The organism is Curtobacterium sp. 260 (assembly GCF_030803485.1).
Lineage (GTDB): Bacteria > Actinomycetota > Actinomycetes > Actinomycetales > Microbacteriaceae > Curtobacterium.
In genome coordinates this window covers 227888-249387 of sequence record NZ_JAURUY010000003.1, presented here as the reverse complement: position 1 = coordinate 249387, position 21500 = coordinate 227888, and the positions used below count along the sequence as shown (strand labels likewise).

Annotated in this window: 24 protein-coding genes; 8 read left to right on the top strand and 16 right to left on the bottom strand. The window is 66.0% G+C overall.

The window, feature by feature from the left end; translation table 11 throughout:
- Positions 1-42 precede the first annotated feature (42 nt).
- Together J2X59_RS05660 and J2X59_RS05655 are read left to right on the top strand one after the other, a co-directional pair.
- A complete protein-coding gene (locus tag J2X59_RS05660; RefSeq protein ID WP_326495996.1) occupies positions 43-996 on the top strand; it encodes a GlxA family transcriptional regulator in 954 nt (317 codons plus the stop codon).
- Positions 997-1038: 42 nt separating this feature from the next.
- A complete protein-coding gene (locus tag J2X59_RS05655; RefSeq protein ID WP_326495995.1) occupies positions 1039-1338 on the top strand; it encodes a putative quinol monooxygenase in 300 nt (99 codons plus the stop codon).
- A 55-nt stretch (positions 1339-1393) separates the two neighbouring features.
- On the opposite strand, the gene J2X59_RS05650 is transcribed toward J2X59_RS05655, so the two are convergent.
- Genes J2X59_RS05650 through J2X59_RS05635 form a run of 4 tightly spaced genes read right to left on the bottom strand, consistent with a single transcriptional unit; the run spans position 1394 to position 4112 of the window.
- Positions 1394-1648, bottom strand: a complete 255-nt coding sequence (locus J2X59_RS05650) for a glutaredoxin family protein (protein WP_144711684.1) — start codon at positions 1646-1648, stop codon at positions 1394-1396.
- A complete protein-coding gene (locus J2X59_RS05645; RefSeq protein ID WP_326495994.1) occupies positions 1645-2574 on the bottom strand; it encodes a ketopantoate reductase family protein in 930 nt (309 codons plus the stop codon). The genes J2X59_RS05650 and J2X59_RS05645 overlap by 4 nt, the downstream gene beginning before the upstream one ends.
- A gap of 36 nt (positions 2575-2610) precedes the next feature.
- Positions 2611-3045: a DUF6841 family protein gene (locus J2X59_RS05640; RefSeq protein WP_326495993.1), complete on the bottom strand. Its 435-nt coding sequence runs from the start codon at positions 3043-3045 to the stop codon at positions 2611-2613.
- A gap of 47 nt (positions 3046-3092) precedes the next feature.
- On the bottom strand, positions 3093-4112 hold the full coding sequence (locus J2X59_RS05635; RefSeq protein ID WP_326495992.1) for a LacI family DNA-binding transcriptional regulator: 1020 nt from the start codon (positions 4110-4112) through the stop codon (positions 3093-3095).
- Positions 4113-4176: 64 nt separating this feature from the next.
- Between J2X59_RS05635 and J2X59_RS05630 the strand changes: the two genes are divergently transcribed.
- Complete coding sequence (locus tag J2X59_RS05630) at positions 4177-5439, top strand: MFS transporter (RefSeq protein WP_326495991.1); 1263 nt, start codon at positions 4177-4179, stop codon at positions 5437-5439.
- Positions 5436-6272: an MBL fold metallo-hydrolase gene (locus J2X59_RS05625; protein ID WP_326495990.1), complete on the top strand. Its 837-nt coding sequence runs from the start codon at positions 5436-5438 to the stop codon at positions 6270-6272. The genes J2X59_RS05630 and J2X59_RS05625 overlap by 4 nt, the downstream gene beginning before the upstream one ends.
- A gap of 97 nt (positions 6273-6369) precedes the next feature.
- Here J2X59_RS05625 and J2X59_RS05620 read toward each other — a convergent pair whose 3' ends face one another.
- From J2X59_RS05620 to J2X59_RS05605, 4 genes are all read right to left on the bottom strand, one after another.
- The gene (locus tag J2X59_RS05620; protein WP_144711678.1) at positions 6370-7074 is read right to left on the bottom strand and encodes an SDR family oxidoreductase; all 705 of its coding nucleotides are present in this window, start codon (positions 7072-7074) and stop codon (positions 6370-6372) included.
- A 340-nt stretch (positions 7075-7414) separates the two neighbouring features.
- Complete coding sequence (locus J2X59_RS05615; protein WP_326495989.1) at positions 7415-9139, bottom strand: DUF2326 domain-containing protein; 1725 nt, start codon at positions 9137-9139, stop codon at positions 7415-7417.
- On the bottom strand, positions 9139-9369 hold the full coding sequence (locus J2X59_RS05610; protein WP_326495988.1) for an ABC-three component system middle component 6: 231 nt from the start codon (positions 9367-9369) through the stop codon (positions 9139-9141). The genes J2X59_RS05615 and J2X59_RS05610 overlap by 1 nt, the downstream gene beginning before the upstream one ends.
- On the bottom strand, positions 9362-10150 hold the full coding sequence (locus J2X59_RS05605) for an ABC-three component system protein (RefSeq protein WP_326495987.1): 789 nt from the start codon (positions 10148-10150) through the stop codon (positions 9362-9364). Before J2X59_RS05605 ends, J2X59_RS05610 begins: the two co-directional genes overlap by 8 nt.
- 277 nt (positions 10151-10427) lie before the next feature.
- On the opposite strand from J2X59_RS05605, the gene J2X59_RS05600 reads away from it, so the two are divergent.
- Positions 10428-10706 carry a hypothetical protein gene (locus J2X59_RS05600; RefSeq protein WP_326495986.1) on the top strand — a complete coding sequence of 93 codons (279 nt, stop codon included), beginning with the start codon at positions 10428-10430 and terminating at the stop codon, positions 10704-10706.
- 397 nt (positions 10707-11103) lie between these two features.
- Here the strand turns inward: J2X59_RS05600 and J2X59_RS05595 are convergent, their stop codons facing one another.
- The 8 genes from J2X59_RS05595 to J2X59_RS05560 all read right to left on the bottom strand — a co-directional run bounded on the left by J2X59_RS05595 (position 11104) and on the right by J2X59_RS05560 (position 16635).
- Complete coding sequence (locus J2X59_RS05595) at positions 11104-11313, bottom strand: hypothetical protein (RefSeq protein ID WP_326495985.1); 210 nt, start codon at positions 11311-11313, stop codon at positions 11104-11106.
- A 440-nt stretch (positions 11314-11753) separates the two neighbouring features.
- Positions 11754-12857, bottom strand: coding sequence for a hypothetical protein (locus J2X59_RS05590; RefSeq protein WP_326495984.1), 1104 nt, complete (start codon positions 12855-12857; stop codon positions 11754-11756).
- A complete protein-coding gene (locus J2X59_RS05585) occupies positions 12782-13027 on the bottom strand; it encodes a hypothetical protein (RefSeq protein WP_326495983.1) in 246 nt (81 codons plus the stop codon). The genes J2X59_RS05590 and J2X59_RS05585 overlap by 76 nt, the downstream gene beginning before the upstream one ends.
- Positions 13024-13875: an antitoxin VbhA family protein gene (locus tag J2X59_RS05580; RefSeq protein ID WP_326495982.1), complete on the bottom strand. Its 852-nt coding sequence runs from the start codon at positions 13873-13875 to the stop codon at positions 13024-13026. The genes J2X59_RS05585 and J2X59_RS05580 overlap by 4 nt, the downstream gene beginning before the upstream one ends.
- 52 nt (positions 13876-13927) lie before the next feature.
- Positions 13928-14206 (bottom strand): hypothetical protein, encoded by a 279-nt coding sequence (locus tag J2X59_RS05575; RefSeq protein ID WP_326495981.1) that lies wholly within the window; start codon positions 14204-14206, stop codon positions 13928-13930.
- Positions 14203-15219, bottom strand: a complete 1017-nt coding sequence (locus J2X59_RS05570; RefSeq protein WP_326495980.1) for a hypothetical protein — start codon at positions 15217-15219, stop codon at positions 14203-14205. Before J2X59_RS05570 ends, J2X59_RS05575 begins: the two co-directional genes overlap by 4 nt.
- The gene (locus J2X59_RS05565) at positions 15212-15838 is read right to left on the bottom strand and encodes a hypothetical protein (RefSeq protein WP_326495979.1); all 627 of its coding nucleotides are present in this window, start codon (positions 15836-15838) and stop codon (positions 15212-15214) included. The genes J2X59_RS05570 and J2X59_RS05565 overlap by 8 nt, the downstream gene beginning before the upstream one ends.
- 173 nt (positions 15839-16011) lie before the next feature.
- Positions 16012-16635: a hypothetical protein gene (locus J2X59_RS05560; protein WP_326495978.1), complete on the bottom strand. Its 624-nt coding sequence runs from the start codon at positions 16633-16635 to the stop codon at positions 16012-16014.
- An 856-nt stretch (positions 16636-17491) separates the two neighbouring features.
- Here J2X59_RS05560 and J2X59_RS05555 point away from each other — a divergent pair.
- From J2X59_RS05555 to J2X59_RS05545, 3 genes are all read left to right on the top strand, one after another.
- Positions 17492-17905 carry a hypothetical protein gene (locus J2X59_RS05555; protein ID WP_326495977.1) on the top strand — a complete coding sequence of 138 codons (414 nt, stop codon included), beginning with the start codon at positions 17492-17494 and terminating at the stop codon, positions 17903-17905.
- Positions 17906-18408: 503 nt separating this feature from the next.
- Positions 18409-19335 (top strand): hypothetical protein, encoded by a 927-nt coding sequence (locus tag J2X59_RS05550; RefSeq protein WP_326495976.1) that lies wholly within the window; start codon positions 18409-18411, stop codon positions 19333-19335.
- On the top strand, positions 19332-21500 hold the full coding sequence (locus J2X59_RS05545) for a hypothetical protein (RefSeq protein WP_326495975.1): 2169 nt from the start codon (positions 19332-19334) through the stop codon (positions 21498-21500). Before J2X59_RS05550 ends, J2X59_RS05545 begins: the two co-directional genes overlap by 4 nt.

Below are 21500 nucleotides of genomic sequence, written 5' to 3'. Positions count from 1 at the left end.
CCCCACACCGTCGCGCTGGTGACGGAACCGGACAGTGACCCGTTGGAGACAGCGGTGGTGTCGCAGGTGTTCGCGACGGCAGGGCCCGTGCCCGGGCTCATGCCCCCTGGTCCGGGCTACCGGCTCCGGGTCGTCGACGCGACCGACGAGGGGACACTGCGGACCGTCGGAGGTGCGGGCACGGTCGTGGTCCCCGGATCATCGGAGCCGTTCCGGCCTCGGCCGCCGGCGCTGTTGCAGGCGCTCCGGAACGCGGCAGCCTCGGGGGCACGGGTGGTCGGACTGTGCGCAGGTGCCGTCGTCCTCGCGCAGGCGGGCCTGCTCGACGGGCGGACCGCGACGACGCATTGGGTGCACGCCGAGGAGTTCTCCGCGCGTTTCCCAGCGGTGCGGATGCGAGCGGGGCGCCTTTTCGTGGCCGACGGTGCGTTCTTCACATCCGGCGGAGGCCTCGCCGCGGTCGACCTCGCGCTACACCTGACCGCTCGCGACCTTGGACGGGCCTACGCGAACGATGTCGCCAGGTACCTCGTGGCCGCCCCGAACCGAGCTGGAGGGCAGGCACAGTTCGCGAAGGACGCCCTCCGTGCTCCGACGGCAACCCCGCGCCTCCTCGAGTGGATGCGCGAGCACCTCGACGAACCACTGTCCCTGGAGCGGCTTGCTCGTGTCGAGCACGTCAGCCAGCGCACGCTCGTCCGCTGGTTCCGACGCGAGGTGGGCACCAGCGTCGCGGCATGGGTCACGCACGAGCGGATCGAGCGGTCGAAGGTGCTGCTCGAGACAACGCGGCTGCCCCTGTCGCAGATCGCAGCCGCAACGGGATTCGGGACGGCGGAGACCCTCAGACGGAACTTCCGGGCCCAGGTCGGCGTCACGGCCTCCGCATACCGGACGACGTTCGCCCACCGGGACGGGACGACCTCAGGAGGACTTGGCGGAGACCGCGGTGCTGGTGGCCGGATGCGTGGGGTGCCCGGCCCGTCGTCGATCTAGCGTTGAAGCGAGGCCGGATCGGCCAGACAGGAGGAACGACAGATGGTGCAGAACGGATTCGTCGTGGAGTTCACGGCAGCAGCAGGACGCGAGGACGAGGTGGCGGCATTCCTCGTCTCGGCACGTGCGATGGTCGAGCGGGAGCCGGAGACGATCACGTGGTTCGCATTCCGGAAGGACGAACGGACGTTCGGGATCTTCGACGCGTTTGAGACCGAGGAGGGGCGTGCGTTCCACCTTCAGGGTGAGGTGCGGCAGGCGATCGACGCGAACGGGGACCTCTTCGCCGTGCCCCCGACGATCACGCCGGTCGACCTCGTCGCGGCCAAGCTCCCGCAGTGACGTGACGCTGCCCGCGGGTCCCGCCAGCAGGGACCCGCGGAGCGGTGCCCGTCGGTCACGGATGCGCGGTCGCGCGGTCGAGCCGCCGGCGCAGTCGATCGGCATCCACGAACCACGTGCTGTGGACCCGTCCGTCCACGATCACGACGGGGACGTCCTCCGCGAACTCCTCGCGCAACGCCCGGTCGTCGAGGAGCGACCGCTCCGTCAGGACCACCGCGGGGAACGCGGCGAGGACCTCGGCGACCACGCCGCGAGCGTCGTCGCACAGGTGGCAGTCGACCGTCGTGACGAGCGTGACCTCGGTCATCGGACCAGCTCCAGGGACGCCTCGTGGACCCGGAGTCGCACCGCGGCGCTCGCGAGCAGCGGCACATCGACACCGAGGGCCCGCGCCTCGTCGAGCAGCCCTCCGAGGACCGGTTCGACCTCGGTCCGCCGACCGATCGCGAAGTCCCGGTACATGGACGTCGTGAACGGGGAGCCCGGCCGCGTCAGGGTGTGGCGGATGCTCTCGACCGCGGCGGGCCGGGGAGGATGCCCTGCAGCGGCCGCCACCGCACAGGCTTCCGCGAGGACGGCTTCGACCGTCTCGAGGCCTCTCGGGACGGCGATCACCGTGCCGATCGGACCGCCGAGCAGGACCGTGGCGGCCCCGCCCGCCGCCATGAAGATCCACTTCTCCCACATGTCCTGCGTGATCGTCGAGGAGACGACGGTCCGGAACGCGGCGGGCCTGAAGCGTGCCGCGAGGTCAGCGCACCGTTCGGACGCTCCGCCGGTCAGTTCACCGAAGGTGATGCTCGCGTCCTCGCTCAGCCGACGGACGACGTGGTCTGGATCGGACATCACTCCGGCGACCGCGACCCCACCGAGCACCCGGTCGCCGAAGTGCTCGGTCAGCGGCGCGAGGTGTCGCATGCCGTTGAGGAGTGGGAGCACGATCGTCGACGCGCCGACGGCGGGCCGCGCCTCCTCGATGGCGGCGTCGAGGTCCGGCGCCCGGACCGCGAAGACCACGAGGTCCGATGCCGGGACGTCGTCGCGCACGACCGTTCGGACCGCGAGCCGTCGCACGGATCCGTCCGCGACGGACGACGCGATGGCGAGGCCGGACTGCAGCAGCTGTGCACGTCGGTGGTGACGCACGAGGAAGGAGACGTCCACCCCGGCATCGAGGAGGAGGGATCCGAACAGGCCGCCGACGGAGCCGGCGCCGACGAAGAGCACACGCATGACGCCATGATGCTCCCCTTGCTTGCTCATAACAAGTTAGATGGCACCAGCGTCCGTGGCATGCGCTTGGATCGCCACCGCGCGCAGGCCCTCCTGCGTTCGCACCACTGTGAAGTGCACGGCCAAACGCTCGATCTCGCTCTCGTCGCGTCGGACCCTGGCCCAGAGGACGTCCACCGTGCCGCCGTATGCGGTGTGCGCGACGACCCGCTGGCTGAGGACCGCGGTGCGGGCGTAGTCCTCGCTGCGCAGGCGCGCGAAGGTGCTCGCAACCCAGTGGCGGACGGCGTCGTCGTCGCGCATCAGCGTCGCCGGTCCGCGGTCGTCACCGACCCAGAGCGGTGACGCCCAGTACGCGCCGATGAACGCAGGGTCGTCCCGGAGCGCAGCTGCTGTCCACGCTGGGAGGTAGTCGTCGAAGAACCACACCGTCAATTCGGCGGTGGTCTGAGCAGACGGGATGGAGTTCATCGGATCCTCGTGTTCGTCGGTAGGCGGTGATGGCGGGGTCGGTCTACTCAGCTGGAGCCACGGTGGATGACGTGCACCCTGGCAGCCGCATCGCGGTCCGGTTCGGAGGCGCTGTCCAACCCGGCCGCGGCTGCAACGCTGAGCGCGAGGTAGCGACCGATGCGCTCGTTGTCGAGCGAAACGGTGGTGAGCGGGGGTGACGTGAAGGCCCCGACGGGAAGGTCGTCCGCCCCGACCACCGCCACGTCGTCCGGGACGCGGCTCCCTGCGTCCTGGAGTCTCGACAGTGCGACGAGGGCGACGTCGTCGTTGAAGCAGCACACGCCGTCGAAGCCTCCGTCGAGGATCCGGTGCACGGCCGTTCCCACGAACTCGGACGTGAAGTCGAAGTCGAGTCGCTCGAGGGTGACTCCCTGCCTGGCCGCGGCGCCGGCCGCGGCACCGGCGCCGGCAGCCCGAGCGGTGGACTGCGCGCGAGCTCGCTCGTCCACCAGGTCGAGGAAAGCGAGCTTCCTCCGGCCAGCAGTGACGAGGTGCTCCACCTGCGCCCGGCCGATGTGCTCGTCCAGTTCGAGGTGGTCGCCGCCCCGGCCACCGTTCCCGACGTCGAGGCGCAGCAGTGGCACGGACTGCGTGGCGAGCAGTTCCGCGTCGTCCTCGGAAAGCGGAACGAACGAGAGCACCAGTCGTGGGACGAACGTGGTCAGGACCTGCCGGAGTGAGGTCGCCACGCCCGCGGTGTGGGAGAAGACGCAGACGAGACCGACTTCCGCGAGCGACGTGCTCAACGACGACCACAAGCGGGCTGACGTCGACGACGGCATCCAGTCCGGCTCGAGCACGAGGACCGTCTCTCCGAGACCTTGGCGCAGTGCTCGGCCGTGGGCCGAGGGGATGTACCCGAGTCGATCCGCAGCTGCGCGCACCCGATCGCGCGTCGCGTCGGGGATGGACTGGTTGGGCGTGGCGTTCAGCACGTAGCTCACCGTGGCGCGCGAAACCCCGGCGGCCCGCGCGACGTCAGCACTCGTGGCACGGCGGTCAGGGGTCCGCCTTGACGTGGTCATGCAGCGAGTCTACTGTGCTGACACGTGTCAGCACTGACACGTGTCAGCGATTCGAGGAGGAACCGTGACCCACCAACTGCAGACGAGCCCGCCCACCCCACGGACCATTGGGACCACCCGCGTCTTGTCGACGCTCTTCCCCGGCGTCATCGGCCTCTACGGGGTCTACCAGGGCATCCAGCAGGCCCTGCTCCCCGCGCAGGTCGCATCGATCGACCCCACCAACAAAGTCGCCGTCGTCGCGCTCACCGCGCTCGTCTCGTCCGTGGCGGGGACGGTCGCCCTCCCGCTCGGTGGCGCACTCTCCGACCGCACCAGAGGACGTCTCGGACGACGGACGCCGTGGTTGCTCGTCAGCGCCGTCCTCACCGCGGTGGCATGCATCCTGATGGCGCGAGCGACGACCGTTCCGCTCCTCGCGGTCAGCATTGGCTTCGTCTGGTTCTTCGCGAACATCTACCAGAGCACGATCTACGCGGTGATCCCCGATCGCGTTCCGGTGCGACTGCGCGGCACCGCCTCGTCCGTCGTGGGCCTCGGTCTCCCGCTCGGGATCCTCGCGTCCGTCAACGTCGTGACGCGCACCGGGCAGTTCTGGGGGTACTCCGTCCTCGGCATCTTCCTCGTCCTGGCGACCGTGGTGTTCGTCGTCGTTGCGCCCGAAGCGCCGGTGCGCGCACCCGAGCTCAGGACGTCCGAACCACGCCGGAGTGTCCCCGCGCGCATCGCCGGCTTCTTCACCGGCTTCCGTCACCGGGACTTCACGCTGGTCTTCCTGTCTCGGCTGTTCTTCTTCCTCGGCTTCTTCGCGGTGATCGACTACGTGTTCTACATCGTCAGTGACTACGTCGGACCCGAGAACACGCCGTTCAGCGGTGTGAACGACGCCGTCGCGGCCGTCGCGTCGATCAACACCATCAGCCAGGTCGTGGCCATCGTGGCCTTCGGCTGGCTCGCAGACCGTCTCGACCGACGGAAGGTCGTCGTGGCCCTGAGTGCGGTGGCCATGGCCGCTGCGTTCGTGTCGCCGATCATCGCCCGAGACTGGGCAGGTCTGCTCGTGTACGCCGTCCTCGGCGGTGCTGCAACCGGCGTGTACTTCGCGGTGGACATTGCGATCATGTCCCTGGTCCTGCCGAGCCGCGCAGACGAGGGCCGCGATCTCGCGCTCCTGGCGCTCGCGACGTCGGTCCCCGCGGCGACTGCTCCACTCGTCGCTGCCGGTGTCTTCGGGCTCACCGGTTCCTACACCTGGGTACTCGTCCTGGGTGCTGCCGCGGCGGCCATCGGAGCTGCGTTCATGTTCGGGGTCAGGAGCGTCAAGTGACGGCGGCACCGGCGCCCGATGGGTCCTCGTCCTCGTCCCCGTCCCCGGACTTCTCGTCCGTACGACTGACGGCTCGCGTCACACGCATTTACGACCGGCTCGACGCGCAGATGTACCTCGTCGAAGGACAGGACCGTGCCCTGCTTGTGGACACCGGTTTCGGTGTCGGCGATCTCGCGGCCTTCGTCCGGGACCTCACCGACAAGTCGGTCACGGTGGTGATCACCCACGGCCACCTCGATCATGCCTTCGGCGCGGGTTGGTTCGACGACGTCCACATGGCGCACGCCGACCTCGCCGTCCACGCAGTCCACCGCAGCTGGATCGCGGACGTGCACGACGAGGCGCGTCGGGAAGGGCGGGTCCTCGCGCCGACCGCATCGCCGGAGCGCTTCCACGACCTCGGTAGCGGCATGACTTTCGAACTCGGTGGCATGACGGTTCGCACGATCCCAATGCCGGGCCACACCCCTGGCTCCCATGCGGTCCTCCTCGGCGAGGAGCGGACCCTGATCACGGGAGACGCGGCGAACCAACGCACCTTCCTCTTCGCAGACGACTCTGCAACGGTCACGGAGTACGCCGAGACGCTGCGACGGGTCCGTGACGACCTGAGCGGACTCTACGACCGGGTGTTCATCTCCCATGCCACCGGCGACGCGCCGGTGACCGTCCTGCAGGACCTCATCGACCTGACCGCCGAGGTGGTCGCCGGAACCGACGACCGGGCGCCCTTCTCGTTCCGAGAGTTCTCAGCCCTGCTGGCGCGGAAGGTGCTCGAAGGGATCGAGGACCCTCGGGCGAACCTCGTGTACCGCCCGGATCGCCTCTGATCCCGAGGTCGAAGCGAGTGCGCGGGCGGGAGCACGACGCCCAGCAGAACCCCTCCGAGCGGATCGAACCGTCGAATCGGAGGGGTTCTGCCCCGCGTCAACGGACCAAGACCGGGAACTGCTCCTCGAGCGGCGCGGACAGGAGGTGCCGCACGCGGTCCGTCATCTCATCCGCGATAACCTCGTACCGGCCGTCGCGGAGGCCATCGAGTGCGACGCGGACGACATTGGCGGGGTCGTTCTTGTCCACATCGAACGACTCGATCATCGGGGTGTCCGTGTACCCGAGGTGGAGCCCGGTGACGAGCGTGCCTCGGGGAGCGAGTTCGAGTCGCAGGGCGTTGGTCAACGCCCAGAACGCCGCCTTCGTGGCTGCGTACGCGCCTCCGCCCGGGAAGACCGTCCAGCTCAGGATCGAGTGGACGTTCAACAATGCTCCGCCACCGTTCCGCTCGAGGACGGGAGCGAAGGCGCGCGCGACGTTCAGCGCGCCGAACACATTCGTCGAGAACATCTCCTGGATCTCGTCGGCGGGCTGCGTGAGCAACGACCCGCCCGTGAAGGTCCCCGCGTTGTTGACGACCACGGTGGTGTCAGACGCGGCTTCGGCGGCAGCTGCGATCGCGCCCTCGTCACCGACGTCGACGACCAACGGCACGACGCGGTCGTCCTCCCATTCGAGCGGGCGACGGGTCGTCGCGTACACGCGTCGCGCCCCTCGATCGAGTGCTTGTCGGACGAACTCCCTCCCGAGGCCCCCACTTGCTCCTGTAACAAGAACAGCCGCGCCGTTGATATCCATCGGTCTTCCAGTCTCTAGTCTTACTTGCCAAACGCAAGTCAGAACCAAGTCTACGTCGCATCGGCGCCGAACTCGTCAAGCGGAACGGGCGTCGAGCGTCGTCGGCTACACGGCCCCGAGAGACCGCCCGAAGGCGCGCGTGTCACTCGAGTTGGTCGAACATCTCGTCGCCGAACTAGCCTGAGCCCGAACACCTCTGTCCATGCGCGACGGGGGCCAGCTCAGGACGGCCGAGCCGTCCACGCTGTTCGGCAGACGATCCGTCAGCGGGCAGCGGGTCCTGGAAGGAGAGATTCGGCGGCCCGCGGAGCGGCCTTTCTGCTGGGCGGGCTCCTCTGTCCTAGAACTCACGCCCGAGCAGGCCGCCGACCTCAGTGTCAAGGATGGATCGCACGATGCCGCCCTTGAACCACGGCTCCTCCAGTACGTCGGGCGGAATGTCGTTGCTGTTGATGGTGCAGATGTACTGCCCACCTGTGGTTTGAACCATCTCCTGCGCGAAGCGAAGCGCGTTCGCGAGTTGGCGAGGGTCGACGCCGTCGAAGACCACCGAGTCATGGACGAGGAAGTCGGGATGTCGAGCCGAGGCAGCGCCCTCTTCAAGCAGCGTGAGGTCGAAGCAGAAGAGCTTCATCCGGTCTACTCCACTGCTTCCCGACCCCGGGACGGTTACGGTGAACTTGTAGCCCGCGTTGTCCACCTCTACCGTGAGAGCAGCGTCCTTGCCGTACAGCCGGTGCATCTTCTGACTGAACTGAGCGCCGACGTGGTCGAGTTTCTGCCGGGAGCCCGCCAGCTGCTCGCTTGCGCCCTTGCGAAGAGTCGACTGCTGAAGTTTAAGGTCTTCACGGGTGGTGACAAGTTCGCGGGCCTGCTCGATTTGAAGATCTACCGCGGCGAGGTGCGCTTGGACAGTCGCGAGTTCGTTTCGCAGCGCGTTCAATTCGTCCAACGCGCCTCCCGCGTCGAGCGTGTGGAGCATGCCAGCGCGCTGTTCGTCGAGTCGGGAGAGTTCGGCCTTGCGGACCGCAATGCGGTCGTCGAGGCTATCGATTTCGCTGTGCAGGAACGCTCGCCGGTTCTTGAGGAGGCTGGCGTGGAAGGCGGCAACATCTCGCATCTGCCGAACGAACCCATCTGCGAGAACGGCGCCGGCCGCGGCAAAAAGCACCTCGACGTCGACGGCGGTAGCGGGCGCGTCGGTGTCGTCGGTGAGTGATGAGACGTAGAGGCTGCGCATGCGGCCATCGACGACTGCTTCGTCGCGGAGGACGGATATCTGCGCCGTCAGTTCGTCCGCCCGTTGCACTAGCGAGTTAGGGTCTTCCAAGATGCGGAAGCCTTCGATCCGCCCTTCCCACTCCTCGACTTCATTGAGGAGTGCCGCTCGTTCGAGGGCAAGGTCGCTTTCGGGTCGGAGGGTAGTCACGAGGCCATCGCGCGCCGCGGCCGTAATGGTCTTGAGCTGCTGAAGCCCCCTGTCCACGTTTGCGAGGTCGAGGACGACGGTCCAGTCGAGGTCGAGAAGGAACGCGATGTGCTCGCGGCTGCTGGTGGCGCTCTGGACAGTCACGATCTTGAGCGGGTCCTTCGGCGCCTCCGTGCGGATGACATACGAGAGCAGCGTCCGCACCGAAATGCCGCCGGTTACCTTCTCCTCAGAAGGTTCCAGACGGAACAGCCCCAGTCCCAGCAGCTCCTTCCACTCCTCGACCGTGATTTGACCCTCAGCCAGATATGGTGCGATGAACGCTTTCGCATCGCCCGTGGCTGTGACGTGCAGCTTTTTGCCGGCGGCGAGTGCGCGAGTGGCGCTTAGGGTGCCGCCGAACAGCTGGAGCTCAAGGGTGAATTCCCATCCGTCGTCGGCGAGCAACTGCATCTTCTTATCGAATGTGCCGCCGAGGACAAAGTTTAGGATCGCAAGGAGCGTCGACTTACCACGGGCGTTGCGGCTGTCCTGGTCGGTCGAGTCAGGCGCTCGCTCGGCGACGACAGCGTTGAAGCCGGGCGTGAACGTAATGGGCTTGAACTCGGCTCTGTTGGAACTAAGACGAAGCAGCACTAATCGGCCCTCAGGATTCCGTCGTGGTGGTTGATCGCGCCGGCACCGTAAAGCAAGGTCAGCGCCGCGGCGAACGAGTCATAGGGCGAGCTCGGCGCCGCTTCTCGATACTCGACGAACAGCTGACCCACGCTGAGACTACGTGTGCCAATGAGCCCGAGGATGGTCGCAGCCTCCCCCACAAGGGTTTTGGCAATAGGGGTGAATTTGTCGGGGAACAGCTCACTCACGCTCGAACACCTCGCAGATTTCGAAGAGATAGGCGACCACCGCGAGGGCAGCAGCGCGCAACTGGGGCGTGTCCTGAGGGCCCGCGTTGTCCCATGCGCGCTGGACGAGGTAGTCGAACACTTCGTCGGGCTGAAGGCCGTCCGCAACCGCCGAGTAGTAGTCACTCTTGCACCGGGCTGCCAGCGTCTTGCCGAAGCCGGGATTCCAGTTGGACTGGAAGGCGATGAAGCTTGCTACGCGGTCTGCTTGCGAAAGGCCAGCGGTAATGAGCTCAACTGCGCCCGGACCGAGCTTGTTGAGCTGGATTTTCTGCTGAACGGGAAGCGCGATGTCCACTTGCACCGCCGTCAGTGGTTCACTCGCTCCGACCAAAACCATGCAGACCGTAGACAGCTCTGCGTATGTCACATGGCCAAGTCCGGCTCGAACGCCGCGCGCCACCTTCGCCTCGTGCACGCGCTTGGCTTCGCGTAGGAACTCGACCGTGTGCAGTTCGAGCTGGGCGTCCACGGCGTCATGATGCGGGCCGCACAAGTAGATGAGGTTGTCCGCCGACCCCCGCTGTTGTTTGGTCATCGCCTCGTCGTACCGCGGGCCGCCTGGACTCGCAGCGCAGATGTGCGCCACCTTCCCTGTCGCCTTCGGTCGATCGTCGTCTGCGAGCGACTCGATGGTGAGGATCAACCCGCAGCTGGGGTATGCGCAGGTGTTTCCGCTGCGCGACACCACGACCTTCTCCTGGGCCGGAGGCGCGGCTTCGCGCGGGATGAGTTTTGACATCACCTCAGCGTATTGGTGACGAGATGCAGTCGCTCGCGCGACACTTCCTCATGTGACCATCGATCGGCCGCGAGAGCGAGACTCAGATGTGCGTGCCATGGGTGCGGGTGCCAGGAGATCGTTCGGCGACTCTATGCCCGTAGAGCGGTCCTTGAATGGACGCGCCAGCGTGACCTGCTCTCACCGCAGCTTCTTCTGTCTCAGATGACTGGTCCGGTGGTGTTCTTGATGAGGGCCCCGTATGCCAACGTCGGTGTCGGCCCCTACTGTCGCGGTCATGGGTCGTCGTCGTTCGGATCGTTGGGTGCCGGATTCGCCGTTCTCGCTGGAGGAGGACGCTCGTGCCATGGAGGTGCGTGAGCTTCCGGAGCCGTTGCCGGTGCATGCGTGGTTCCAGCTGCCCGACCGGCTGATTCGTCGAAGTGATGCTCGAGCGTATCGCTTGACCCGAGACGCAGTTTGGGTGGAAGCCGGTCGCGGTGAAACCAAGCTGGCTGCTTGGGTCTGGCGCAGTTCGGTGAAGCATCGACGGCAGGTTGGTGCGGCTCCGATGTGATCGACCGGTCTTCGTCAGCTCGGCAGGTTGTGGCGAGGTCGTAGCCGGTGTCCGCGAGGAACTGCAGCCGGTTCCGTACTTCGTCGAGCGATGCCGCGTCGTCGGCGTTGCGGAAGTCTGCTCGGGGGAGCGTGTGATGGCGAGGCCACAGGTGCGCCAGCCTGCGCTGTTGCATCGGAGCGCACTCCGCGGGTAGGCGGTCGGCCCGCAGGGCGTAAACCTCCAGACAGGCGGCTGACAAGAGGCCCACGGTCACCTACCGCGGTCTGGCGCTGCTGGCGATCTCGCCGATGATGTCCAAGTGGATGTCTTTGATGTCGTGTGCTTCGCGGCCACGTCTCCGTAGACACGGAACGGCCTCGACTCCGAGGAGCCGAGGCCGTTCGGTGCTTGACAGCTACAGCCCGATGCCGTAACGAATGGCCACGTAGGCTGCGATCGCAAACTTCATCAAGTCGATGATTGCTCTCAGGTCGGGCGAGACCGAGATGACAGAACGCGAGGGCTTCACGATCTGCAACTCGACACGCCCAAGGCGCGCACGGATGTTGGCCAAAGTGGGCAGTTGGGGCCTAAACTGATAGCCATGAAGGGCGGGAGTTGACATGTTCCTGACTTTCGTGTAATGGACTGATCTCCGATCCGCGCCGGCAAGCTCGATCCGGAGTAGTAGTCCCGTTTGCGCCTCCAGTCGAAATCGACTGGAGGCTCTTGCGTTGTGAGGGTCGAATCTGTGTTCGGCCTCGACTCGATCCTACGACGGACCACTGCCCTGCCGCACTTGTGTCCGTAGGAAGTGTTACAGCCGTGTAGTTCTCCACAATGTCTTCCACAGTCTGGACAGCTCGGGCAGTCCCGGAAGATCAGGCAACCACGGCTGACCACCGACACTTCCCCACACCCGTGGATGGGCTCGATTCACATGTGTGGAATCTTTGTCTCGGCGTGTCGGATTCACTCAAAGTCGCGTGTCGGACTTGTCTGCAGTCCGGCAGAAGTGAGATGGTGCTTGGTTCCTGATCGAAGTGCACTCCCTTGTGGTTTTCGTCAGCTGGGCAGGTTGTGGCGGAGGTCGTAGCCGGTGTCGGCGAGGAACTGCAGCCGGTCGCGTACTTCTTGCAGGGACGCTGCGTCGTCGTCGTTGCGGTAGTCGGCGCGGAGGAGTGTGTTCGCGGTGATGATGTCGTCGGTGCGGTCCGTATATCCGGCGGAGGCTGCGGTGAGGAAGATCATGGGGTCGGCGGGCCGGATGAGCTCAGTGCCTGCGAAGCCGATCGTGTCGGGCTCGAACCCGAGCGCGGCCATGTCGACCTCCTCCTCGGTAAACGCGACGAGCCGGTACGGCATCTCACGCTTGCTGATGGCGGGATAGCCGGGACGGTCGGAGATGGCACGGCCGGAGATGAGGCAGCCCGCACTCATGAGCCGTTCCGCCTGCTCGATCAGCGGCACGTCCGACGTCCACCGGGTCCTGACACCGCCGGGTCCTGGGTAGCAGGCGATGGCGAAGTCGACGAGGCCGCCGACCTGCCGTGACTCCCATCCAATGTCAGTGCGGTGCACGCGCTTCCCGAGGCGTGCGAGCCCGTCGTCCACCTGCCCAGCGGTCAGCCCTGCCCGGACGAGCCTGTCGAAGGTGGCGCCGTTGACGGCGAGCATCCGTGCGATGGCGAAGGTGACGTAGATGGGGGCGGCGTCCTTCCACCGTTCCTTCGTGCCGAGGGTTTGTCTGCCGTCGATCCAGACGCGGCGCCGGTCCACGTCGACCAGCAGCACCGTCGCCGTCTGCTCCGCGAGCGCTATCTGCGTAGCGGTCACGGTGCGTGGTGCCAGAAGGAGCAGTTCCGCGTCGTCCGGGTCGTCGTCGCGGGGTCGTTGGGTGAGGGTTGGGAAGCGTGCGCGGCGGCCGTCGGCGAGGCGGATCGTGTCGTGCGACTCCACGACCGCGCGAAGCCCAGCGAGTTTCAGGACAGTGAGGGTGTTGGTGAGGTCGGTGGTGTCACCGAGCCCGTACGGCATCGTGATCTGCGGCTGGCCGGCGTATGCGGCGGCAACCCATTCGAGTCTTGGCCCCATCAGCTGCGCGCTTCGAAGGTGTCGGGCCGTGTGAGGGCGATAAGCCAGCGGGTCTCTTCGAGGAACGGTTCCCACCCGTCGCGGGTGTCGCCGTGTGCTGGTTCGCAGATGTTGCCGGTGTCGGTGCTGCGGATGATGACCTGCCGCAGCGTGGTGCTGGGTGGGTCGCGGAAGAACACATGCCCGTGCACCCCGGTGACGTCGTAGGCGACGTTGAGGAGGAACAGGTCGGGTCGGCTGGTCATGGTCGCCACCGTCGTCCGCGGAACAGGGCGATGATCGTCGTCAGCGGCCGGCCTTCCCGCATCCAATCGAGCGGCGTCAGGACGCGGTCGTCGACGGTGAGGAACTCGAGGGGCGTGGTCATGAACTCGGTCATCGCGGCTGCGTCGAGGAGCGGTTGGGGTGCTGCCGCATAGAGGACGTCGAGGCCTGGCAGCAGTGACGACGGGTCGCCGAACTCGGGGAGTGCGGGCTTGACGAGTTGCCAGTCGGGGATGCGTTCTTCGCCGTCGAGGTCGAAGCTCGTCAGCCGGTTCGCTTCAAACAGCTCACCGACCTCGTCGATGCTGATCTGCAGGGCTGCGGCGACCTCCGGTTCGGTGAGGGTGGTGGTGAGGAAGTTCCTGCGGATGCGGGCCTGTGTGGCCCGCCACCAGTCCTCGGGCACGTCAGCCGGGCCGACCGCGGAGCGGTCGGGTTGGCGGGGGATCTGTCGGCCTTCGTCCGCGTACGCGCTGAGTTGTTCGCGGGTGACTTCCCCTCGGGCGTACATCCACAGCTGCGACTGCCAGGGCATGTCGTCCGGGAACCCTTCCAAGTAGCCGGAGTGGATCACCGCCCGGACGGCTTTCTCCCTGCGCGCGATCTCCGAAGCGGGGATCAGGAGGGTCTGCACGATGCGGTTCGCTTCCCGCACCGCCGGCACCGAAAGGTCCGACAGGACCGTGTTGGTCCTGTCGTACAGCTCGTACCCCGGCTCCTTGTCGATTGGGCGGACGAGGATCTGCGCCAGGTGCGCGTCCGGGTTTTCCGTGTCCTCAAGGAGGACGTGTCCCCAGAGGATCCGGTCGTTCGAGAGGTGCAGGGACACCAGACGCATCATCAGCAACTACCTCCAAAGAGTCAGGCGTGAGTCGAGCAGGTCAGAGCTGCGGGAAGTCGGCGGCGGCGCGGCCGATGCGTTCGGGTGTGTAGCGGAGAAGGAACCGCATGATGCGATCCGCTTCGACCATCGCCGGAACCGACGGCGCCTGGCCGTCCGGGTCGACGTTCGTGAGGCGGAACCAGGGCGATTCGCCGGTGTAGTCGATGAGGACCGTCGCCGGCTTGTCGTCCGGGTGGGTGGGGTCGGTGAACATGACGGCCCCGAAGAACCGGGTGTCGTCGTACGCCAGAGTCAGCGAAAGCAGCTGCGGTGTCACGAGTTGCTGCCGGGGTGCCAGCGGAGGTCGTGGGCGAGGTCGGACCGGAAGTGCAGCAGCTGCCGCAACCCGTTCACCGCATCCGTGTTCGCGGCCACCCAGCTGTCCTCGTAGAGGACGTGCGCGGTGATGAAGTCGTCCGTGCAGCACCCCTCAGCGCCGGTCAGGACGGTGGTGTCCTGTGGGATGACCACCGACACTGTCGCTTCATTCGCGGTGGCGGGCTCGTAGCCGAGCGCTTGCATGTCGGGGTGCTGTGCGAAGAACGCCGTCAGCCGGTCCGGCGGGACGATGACGCCGGACTGCTGCGCGGCCCATCGGTCCGACATCACCCCACCCAGCGCAATCAGCTGGTCCGCTTGCTCGTCGATGCTGGTGTCTCGGCGCCAGCAGGTACGTATCCCGCCGTAACCCGGGTACGCCGCCAAGGTCCAGTCGCACAAGGCGGACTGGTCGGCTGCTTCCCACCCGATCGGCGTGTGGAACACGTGCGTTCCGAGCGTTGGCATCGCGGCACGCACGTCGTCGAGTGGAATGCCGATGCGGTCCGCGATCGACTGCGAACCGCCGCCGTGCAGGGCGATGCTGCGGGCGATCGCGAACACGGTTCGCCAGCCCGGTGTTGCGTCCCGCTCCATCGAGGACCCGTACACCTGCTTGCCGTCCGCCCAGACGCGTTGCCGTTTCCCGTTCACGAACACCAGGTCCGGGTAGCGGCGGGCGAGCGAGAGGACGCCGCCTTCCGACCCGCCGGGGATGACGATGAGGTCCTCGGTCCGTTCGGCCGGTGTGCCGTCGTCGTTGATCGTCGCGGTCGGGTTCGGGGTGGACAGGAACCCGGACCGGCCGTCCTCGAACCGGAGCCGGTCGAACGCCTCCACACGAGCGGGCATCCCCGCAGCCTCGAGCGCGACCAACGTCTGCGTGATGTCGATCGTCCACCCGAGCCCGAACGGCAACGACAGGATCGTCTGCTGATGCCGGATGTCCTGCACCCACTGCCGATCACCCATCAGCGCCACTTCCGTCCGGCCTTGACGGCCGGGGCGCATCACGGCCAGCAAGCCGGGGGTCGTCCTCGGAGAGCCGCTCAAGCCCAAGCCCGGACGCATCGAGGATCGCGTTCTCGGACTCCTCCGTGGCAACGAACGACCCGATCTGCGCGTTGACCGCGACAAGAGTCCCAATACGACTCCGCGCGTCCAACACGACCGCGGCGACCTCCTCAGCCGTGCAGTCGGAGGTCAGCTCCGGCTTCGACGGATGCAGGGCGGGGAACTCGAGCTGCTGCACCGGCGGATGCCACTTCACCCCGACCCGCAGCACGCGGCCGTCGGCGTCATTGCGGTAGAACATCGACCCGAAGGGGTGTCCCATGTCGAGAGTCAGATCGGCGCCGTAAAGCGTCCAGCCGTCGGCGGCATAGGCCGGGTGCCATCGTTGGACCGTCAGGGCACCGAGACCCATCTTGAGGGCCGGGATGAGGGCCTGACCGTCCTGAAGCTCGGCGTACAGGGCGTCAAAGTCCGGGGGACTTTGGTCGCGCAGATCCGAGAGCGGGATGCGCATCAAGCCTCGAATTGCGCCGAGCTGCTGCTTGTGATCCGCAGGTTCGTTGTCGCGATTCGGCATCGGCTCGTCTCCCAACTGGCTGCGCTCATCCGGATACTACAGTATACACAAGGACTCCGCTTGTAGCTGTTGGTCTACAGGTCGATCAGTAGTGCCACGCTGCATCTTGTCTTCGCGAGCGTGACCTCCTGCGCCCTGGATGGCTGTGCCAGGGGCCCGCTCAGGTGACCGTGTCAGCTACTAGAGCCCCGCGACCCATGCTCACGGCTGCTGCGCCAGGACTTCCGGCGCGGCTGCGAGTGTGAGGCGATGCGAGATTGCGCTTCTTCAGCGTCGACTCGCTCGAAAGCTGTCAACCAGGCTTGGGCGATCGCGCCGGCTTGTGCCCTGTCGTGGATGAGGAGCCAGCCGATAACGATGGCGGCGAGTACGACGCCACCGAGAGTGAAGACAATGTCCGTGCCTGATTGCAATACGTCACCGACAGCACGCATCGCCTTCATTCCGACCGATGCCTGTTCAACCTTCCCTGCATCAGTCAACGCGTCGATACGAGCCTGTGTATCTCTGCCCACGGCGACAGCGGATTGCTGCAGAAACAGCGCGTAGGTGCCGAGCACCCCGACGTAGGCTGCTACGGCCGCAATACCCGCTCCGAGCATGGTGGTGAAGCCCGAGTGAGCGCCCTTGGCCACCTGCGCGGTCAAGACGGCGACCGCTTCGAGGCGTTCAGCCCGTGCGGCGTTGCGATAGTCGTCCAAACGGATAGCAAAGTCGTGCAGATTCGCGTGCACATGCGGCACGGGTTTCGATGCTGCTCGCACTCGCGCCCAGAGTGAGCTGCGCTCGTTCTTCACCAGGCGATTCAAGCAGGTCAGAGACCTGCCTCAATGCGGAGTAACCTTCGCAGAAGGCTGGCTTGGCATCACCGGAGCTCGGCGCCGTCGAGACCAGCGTGACTCAAGACGGTCCGCTTGGTGGCGTTGTCAAAGGCGAGCTGAGTGCCGACCTCCGTGAAAGCGGCCCAGATCGTCGCCGTGCGCGCTCGAGCATCCCGTTCAAGACAACGGCGTTCTGCACTCGAGACAGGCTTGGAGCGAGCGCCTCTGCGTGCGCGGGCGCACAACTCGGCCGAGGCGACGTTCCACCAGACGGCAACTTCGAGCGTCACGAGGTCCTCGTTCCGCCGGTACTGAAGCGTCCCGACCGGCTTGCCCTGTAGGAGCTGAACGACTCCCGAGGTTGGACGCCAGCGTGCGGCGGGATCTGGCGCAGGCTCGATGTCGATTTCGACGAGGCCGGGTAGTTCGTGCGGTAACCGGATGGCGAGCCTGCCCGCAGGCAGTGAGGGTGCTGGTGCAGGTGTGTTGCCGGTAACGATGATCAGATGCTGCCCCGCTCGTTGGAGCGCCCTGGTCAAGCGGAGCAAAGCTATTGCGAAGCGTGCATCGCCTCGTGCCTCGGAATCAAGGTATTGATCGATTTCTGCTCGAAGGACAGCCAGCAGGTCGACGTCCGAGCGCGAGTAGCCCGCGTCGCTAGCCGGTGCCCCTGAGCCTCCAAGTTCGGCCCGCAGTGCCTGGAGTACCGCAACGTCGGCGGCCTGCTCGAGACGCCTTGAATCCTGCTCGAATGCATCACCGCTGAGCCTCATGCCCTGGGGCTCCTTCGGACGCCGCTTGACTACTGCACGCTGTATACTACAGTATCCACATGCAGGATCGGCCAACGCGCATCACCGTGACAACCAGCGGGTCGCAGGAGCTCGATCTTCGCTGGTTGCGCTCCCTGGTTGTTCCGGCGCACGTGCAGATGGACGTCGTCGACTTGGGCTGGCGATGTGATGTGTCGCTTGCACGTCGCGGTGAGCACGTAGTCGTCATCGGCGACCTCCTGACGGGTCAACGGGTAGTGCAGAATGATGGGGCGCGCGCTTCGCCCCTCGTGCAGTTCGCGCTGTTTGTCTTTCAGCAGCGACAGGCCGTTGCCCGCACGATTCGCTTCTCCGAGAGCGGGCACGATGAGTCAGCGATCGGGCAGATCGCAGCGGCGGATCCGGAGGCCCTCCTGCTGCCACCGGGCGCGAGCCTCTCCGACCTCGTCAGCGATGAACTCGAAGAGGGATGAAAGAGTCAGCCACGAGGACGCCCCGGCCACAGGTCGGCGCCGAGCGTGCGCTCGAGTCGAGCGATCGTGAGGAGGTCCGGCCATGAACCGCCAGCGAGCAACTTGTTGAGGCCGGCATGGTTCAGGCCAGCGTCCTTCGCGACTGCTCGCACGCTCTGATCCCCCATCGCCTTACGAAGGCGGGTGACGAACAGTCGAGCGACCTCCGCGTGGGGGTCCGGCGACGGGTCGAAGGGCCACGAGCCGGGCGACAATTCAGCCGGCGTCGCGCGCGCAACCCGGCCTGCCATGCCTCAAGGCTAAGGCTCAAGGCGAAGCAGTTGCGCAACCACGCCCACTCGCTCTTCACCTCACCACTGACTTGGATACTGAAACATCCGGACAACCGCGCCGGTTGAGCGCACAATCAAACGATCCGCGGCCCGTCGGGCCGCACACAACACGTAAGAGGAGCCCGACGCCGGGCCGGGCCCCGCTCACTGCGAACGCCGCAGGAGGTAGCGATGAACGGCTCAACAACGCTTCGGGCGCCGGATCACGACTGGATCCACTGGGACAAACACTGGTGGCCAGCAGAACCGCACACGACCGACGACGAGCTCACACGACTGCTCGCCCGCGACCTGAAGATCAACCCGCCCGGTATTCGGGCCCGCATGCACCGACCGGTGCAAGGCGTCCGCCACCTCAAGTTCAACTCGGACCGGCGCTACCCGTATCCGCGCTTGTGGTTCAGCAACGACGGCGAACATACGCACTGGCGGGACCTACACGCCGTACGACTCGAGGACCTGATCCTCGCCCACCCGACCAGGGACTTCTCCCGGCGCAAAGGGCAGAAGAACAAGCCCATCGCACGATGGGTAGAAACTAACGACGACCTCGTCACCTGCGAGTCGCAATGGGAGGGGTTCTTCGTCCTCCTTGCGGACTGGGACCAACGGGTGCGCCGTATCTCCGCGCAACCCTTCACGCTTGAGTTCCCGCGCGGGGCGCTCCTGCACCTGCACACGCCCGACTTCGTGCTCCTCACCGACGACGAAGTACCAATCGTGATCGACATCAAGACCCCAGAGGAAGCGCTCACGGAATCCTGGCGCAGACGAGCACGCATCGTCGCCGCCGAACTGCGCCGCGCCGGCATGCTTCACCTCACCTTCACCGGGATGCCCCGCTCAGCGCGCGAAAGCTTGAGCGAGTTCCGCTCTGCGCTCCCGGACGACGAGGAGGTGGAACGGCTCCGAGAGCCGCTTCGTGACGCTGCATCCCACGGGGCGACCGCAACAGAACTCGCATCAATGGCCGCAGCCCAAACCGGGATCCCCTACCCCGAGGCTATGAGCGTCATTCGACGACTGCTCTGGCAACACCAGCTACACGCGGACCTCGCAGTCCGCTTCACCGAAGAAAGCCTGGTCTGGGCACCATGAGCGACACCGACGTCATCATCCGGCCCGGCAAGGAAGTGACACTCGACGATCGAACGCTCACCATCGGCCAGATCGGAGCCAGCGTCACCCTGCTCGACGGCTTCGGCAACGTGGTCGAAACGGCGCCGCTGCCCGAGGTCGTTGCTGCGCTGCAGACCGACGACGGACCGCCGGCGTTTCTCGAGGTCCTGCAGTTCGAGGAGAAGCTCACACCGCACCAGCGGGAGCGGTTGGATGACTTCCTAGACGTGCTGAGCATCATGGAAACCGGACTGCCGCGTAAGGCTTCGAAGAACCAGCCAATCCCCAAGCGATACAACCCAGCCCTTAGAACCTGGGGCAAGCGTCTGCGAAGCCTGGCGAAGGACCGAGCTAAGACGTACCGCACTTCAGGTGCGGCAGACGGGCGAGCAGTGAAGAAGAAGTCGGAGCTTCGAGCCCTGCAACGCGCTTTCAAGCGATACCGCGAGGGAGGCATCGTCGCAGTCGTCGACCCCCGGCCAATCAGGACCCGAGGCTCGCGGGCGCCCGAGGCGATCTGGGATGAGATGGAGACTCTTATGTCCGAGGACATGGGGCGCTCCATCGTGTCGGACCTTGAGTACATCCGTCGCCTCTGCACCACTCATAAGGTGAGAACGCCGGGCCAGGGCGGTGTCCCCAGCCTGGCGACTATGCGGAGGATCTGCGCCACCATTCGCACGCGCAACAACGACACGATGCACGGCATCGCAGCCACCCGCCGGTCGGCCAGCAACGTCCCGGAACCGTCCGAGGTCCTTCGAGCAGCGACTCGGCCGGGAGAGGTGGTCCTGTTCGACACGAGCGTCGTGAACGTCATGCTCGACCATCCAGCATTCAAGAAAGCCATCCGTGTCGAATACACCCTCGCCGTAGATCTCTATAGCCGCTCCTTCTGCGGCCTGTCAGTGACCATCAACACCTCGGGGCAAGGGGTCGCCCTGTGTCTCGCAGATGTGCTTCGCCCGAAGACGGGCGAGGAGGTCCGAGACTGGACCGAACCCTGGGACCACCTTCGACCCCAGCCCTACATCGGAATCCCGACCCTCTGGGGTCACGTTCCAGCGTTCGTACCCGAAGACCTCGTTACCGACAACGGCAGCATCTACACGAACGCGTACTTCGTTCAGCAGGTGGCGGGCATGAAGATCAGCTACGAGCCGCAGCGCACGTACACCCCCACCGATAAGGCTCAGGTAGAACGGGCGTTCCGCACCATCAAGGACCAGTTTGAGGCAGGCCTCGCCGGCTTCCTCGGCGGCGGCGTCCACGAGCGGGGTGCTCACCCGGAACTCGAGGCGCTACTCACAGTCGACATGTACGAGCGTCGCCTCCGGCAGTACATGGACCTCCACAACAACACACCTGTCGAAGGGCTGTACTTCCCACCGAACGACGACAAGCTGCACCGCGACCGCACCCCCTTCGAGATGTGGGACCACTGGACGCAGAAGGGAACAATCCGGGCTCCAAAGGCAAACGCGCAGTGGGTGCGCATGATGCCGCACGTGTCTGTGACAGTGACCTCGTGGGGGGTGAAATACCGACGGCTGAAGTACGGCGATCCGGCACAGCTGCACGAGCTGCTCCGCGACCCGAGAATCGCGGAAGGGCGGAAGATCAACATCTTCTTCAACCCGAGCGACCTCCGCTCTGTCTGGCTAATCGACGGAGACGGCAAGCCCTGCGAACTGCACTGGCGCCTTCGTCGGCGCGACACTGAGCGCTTCGGGGAAGCTATTCGCGGCAAGGTCATCTCCTCCCTGACACAGCGCAACTTCACTGACGAGGAGTTCCTCGACAGGCTAACCTCCATGCGCGCAGAGTGGCGGCGCGAGGAGCTCGGACACGTTGCGCTCAAACCCAAGCGGAAGGCGTGGAAGTCGGCACCCGCGAAGCCCAAGCAGGCGGGCCCGGCAAAGCGCGCTTCGGCGCCCAACAACGCTGAACTTAAGCGACTCGCGGCAGAGGACCTCCTCGAGCAGCAGCGGAACCGGATGCGCGCGCTCGACCCGGCCCCGTCAACGCCCCTGCCCGCGGAGCCTGCTTCCGCTCCTGCAGCGAAGAAGGGCAACGCCACTCCTCGCAGCCAACGCCACCGTGGCCTCGAAACATACGGGCCCGGCTCCTCGCTATGGAGTTGA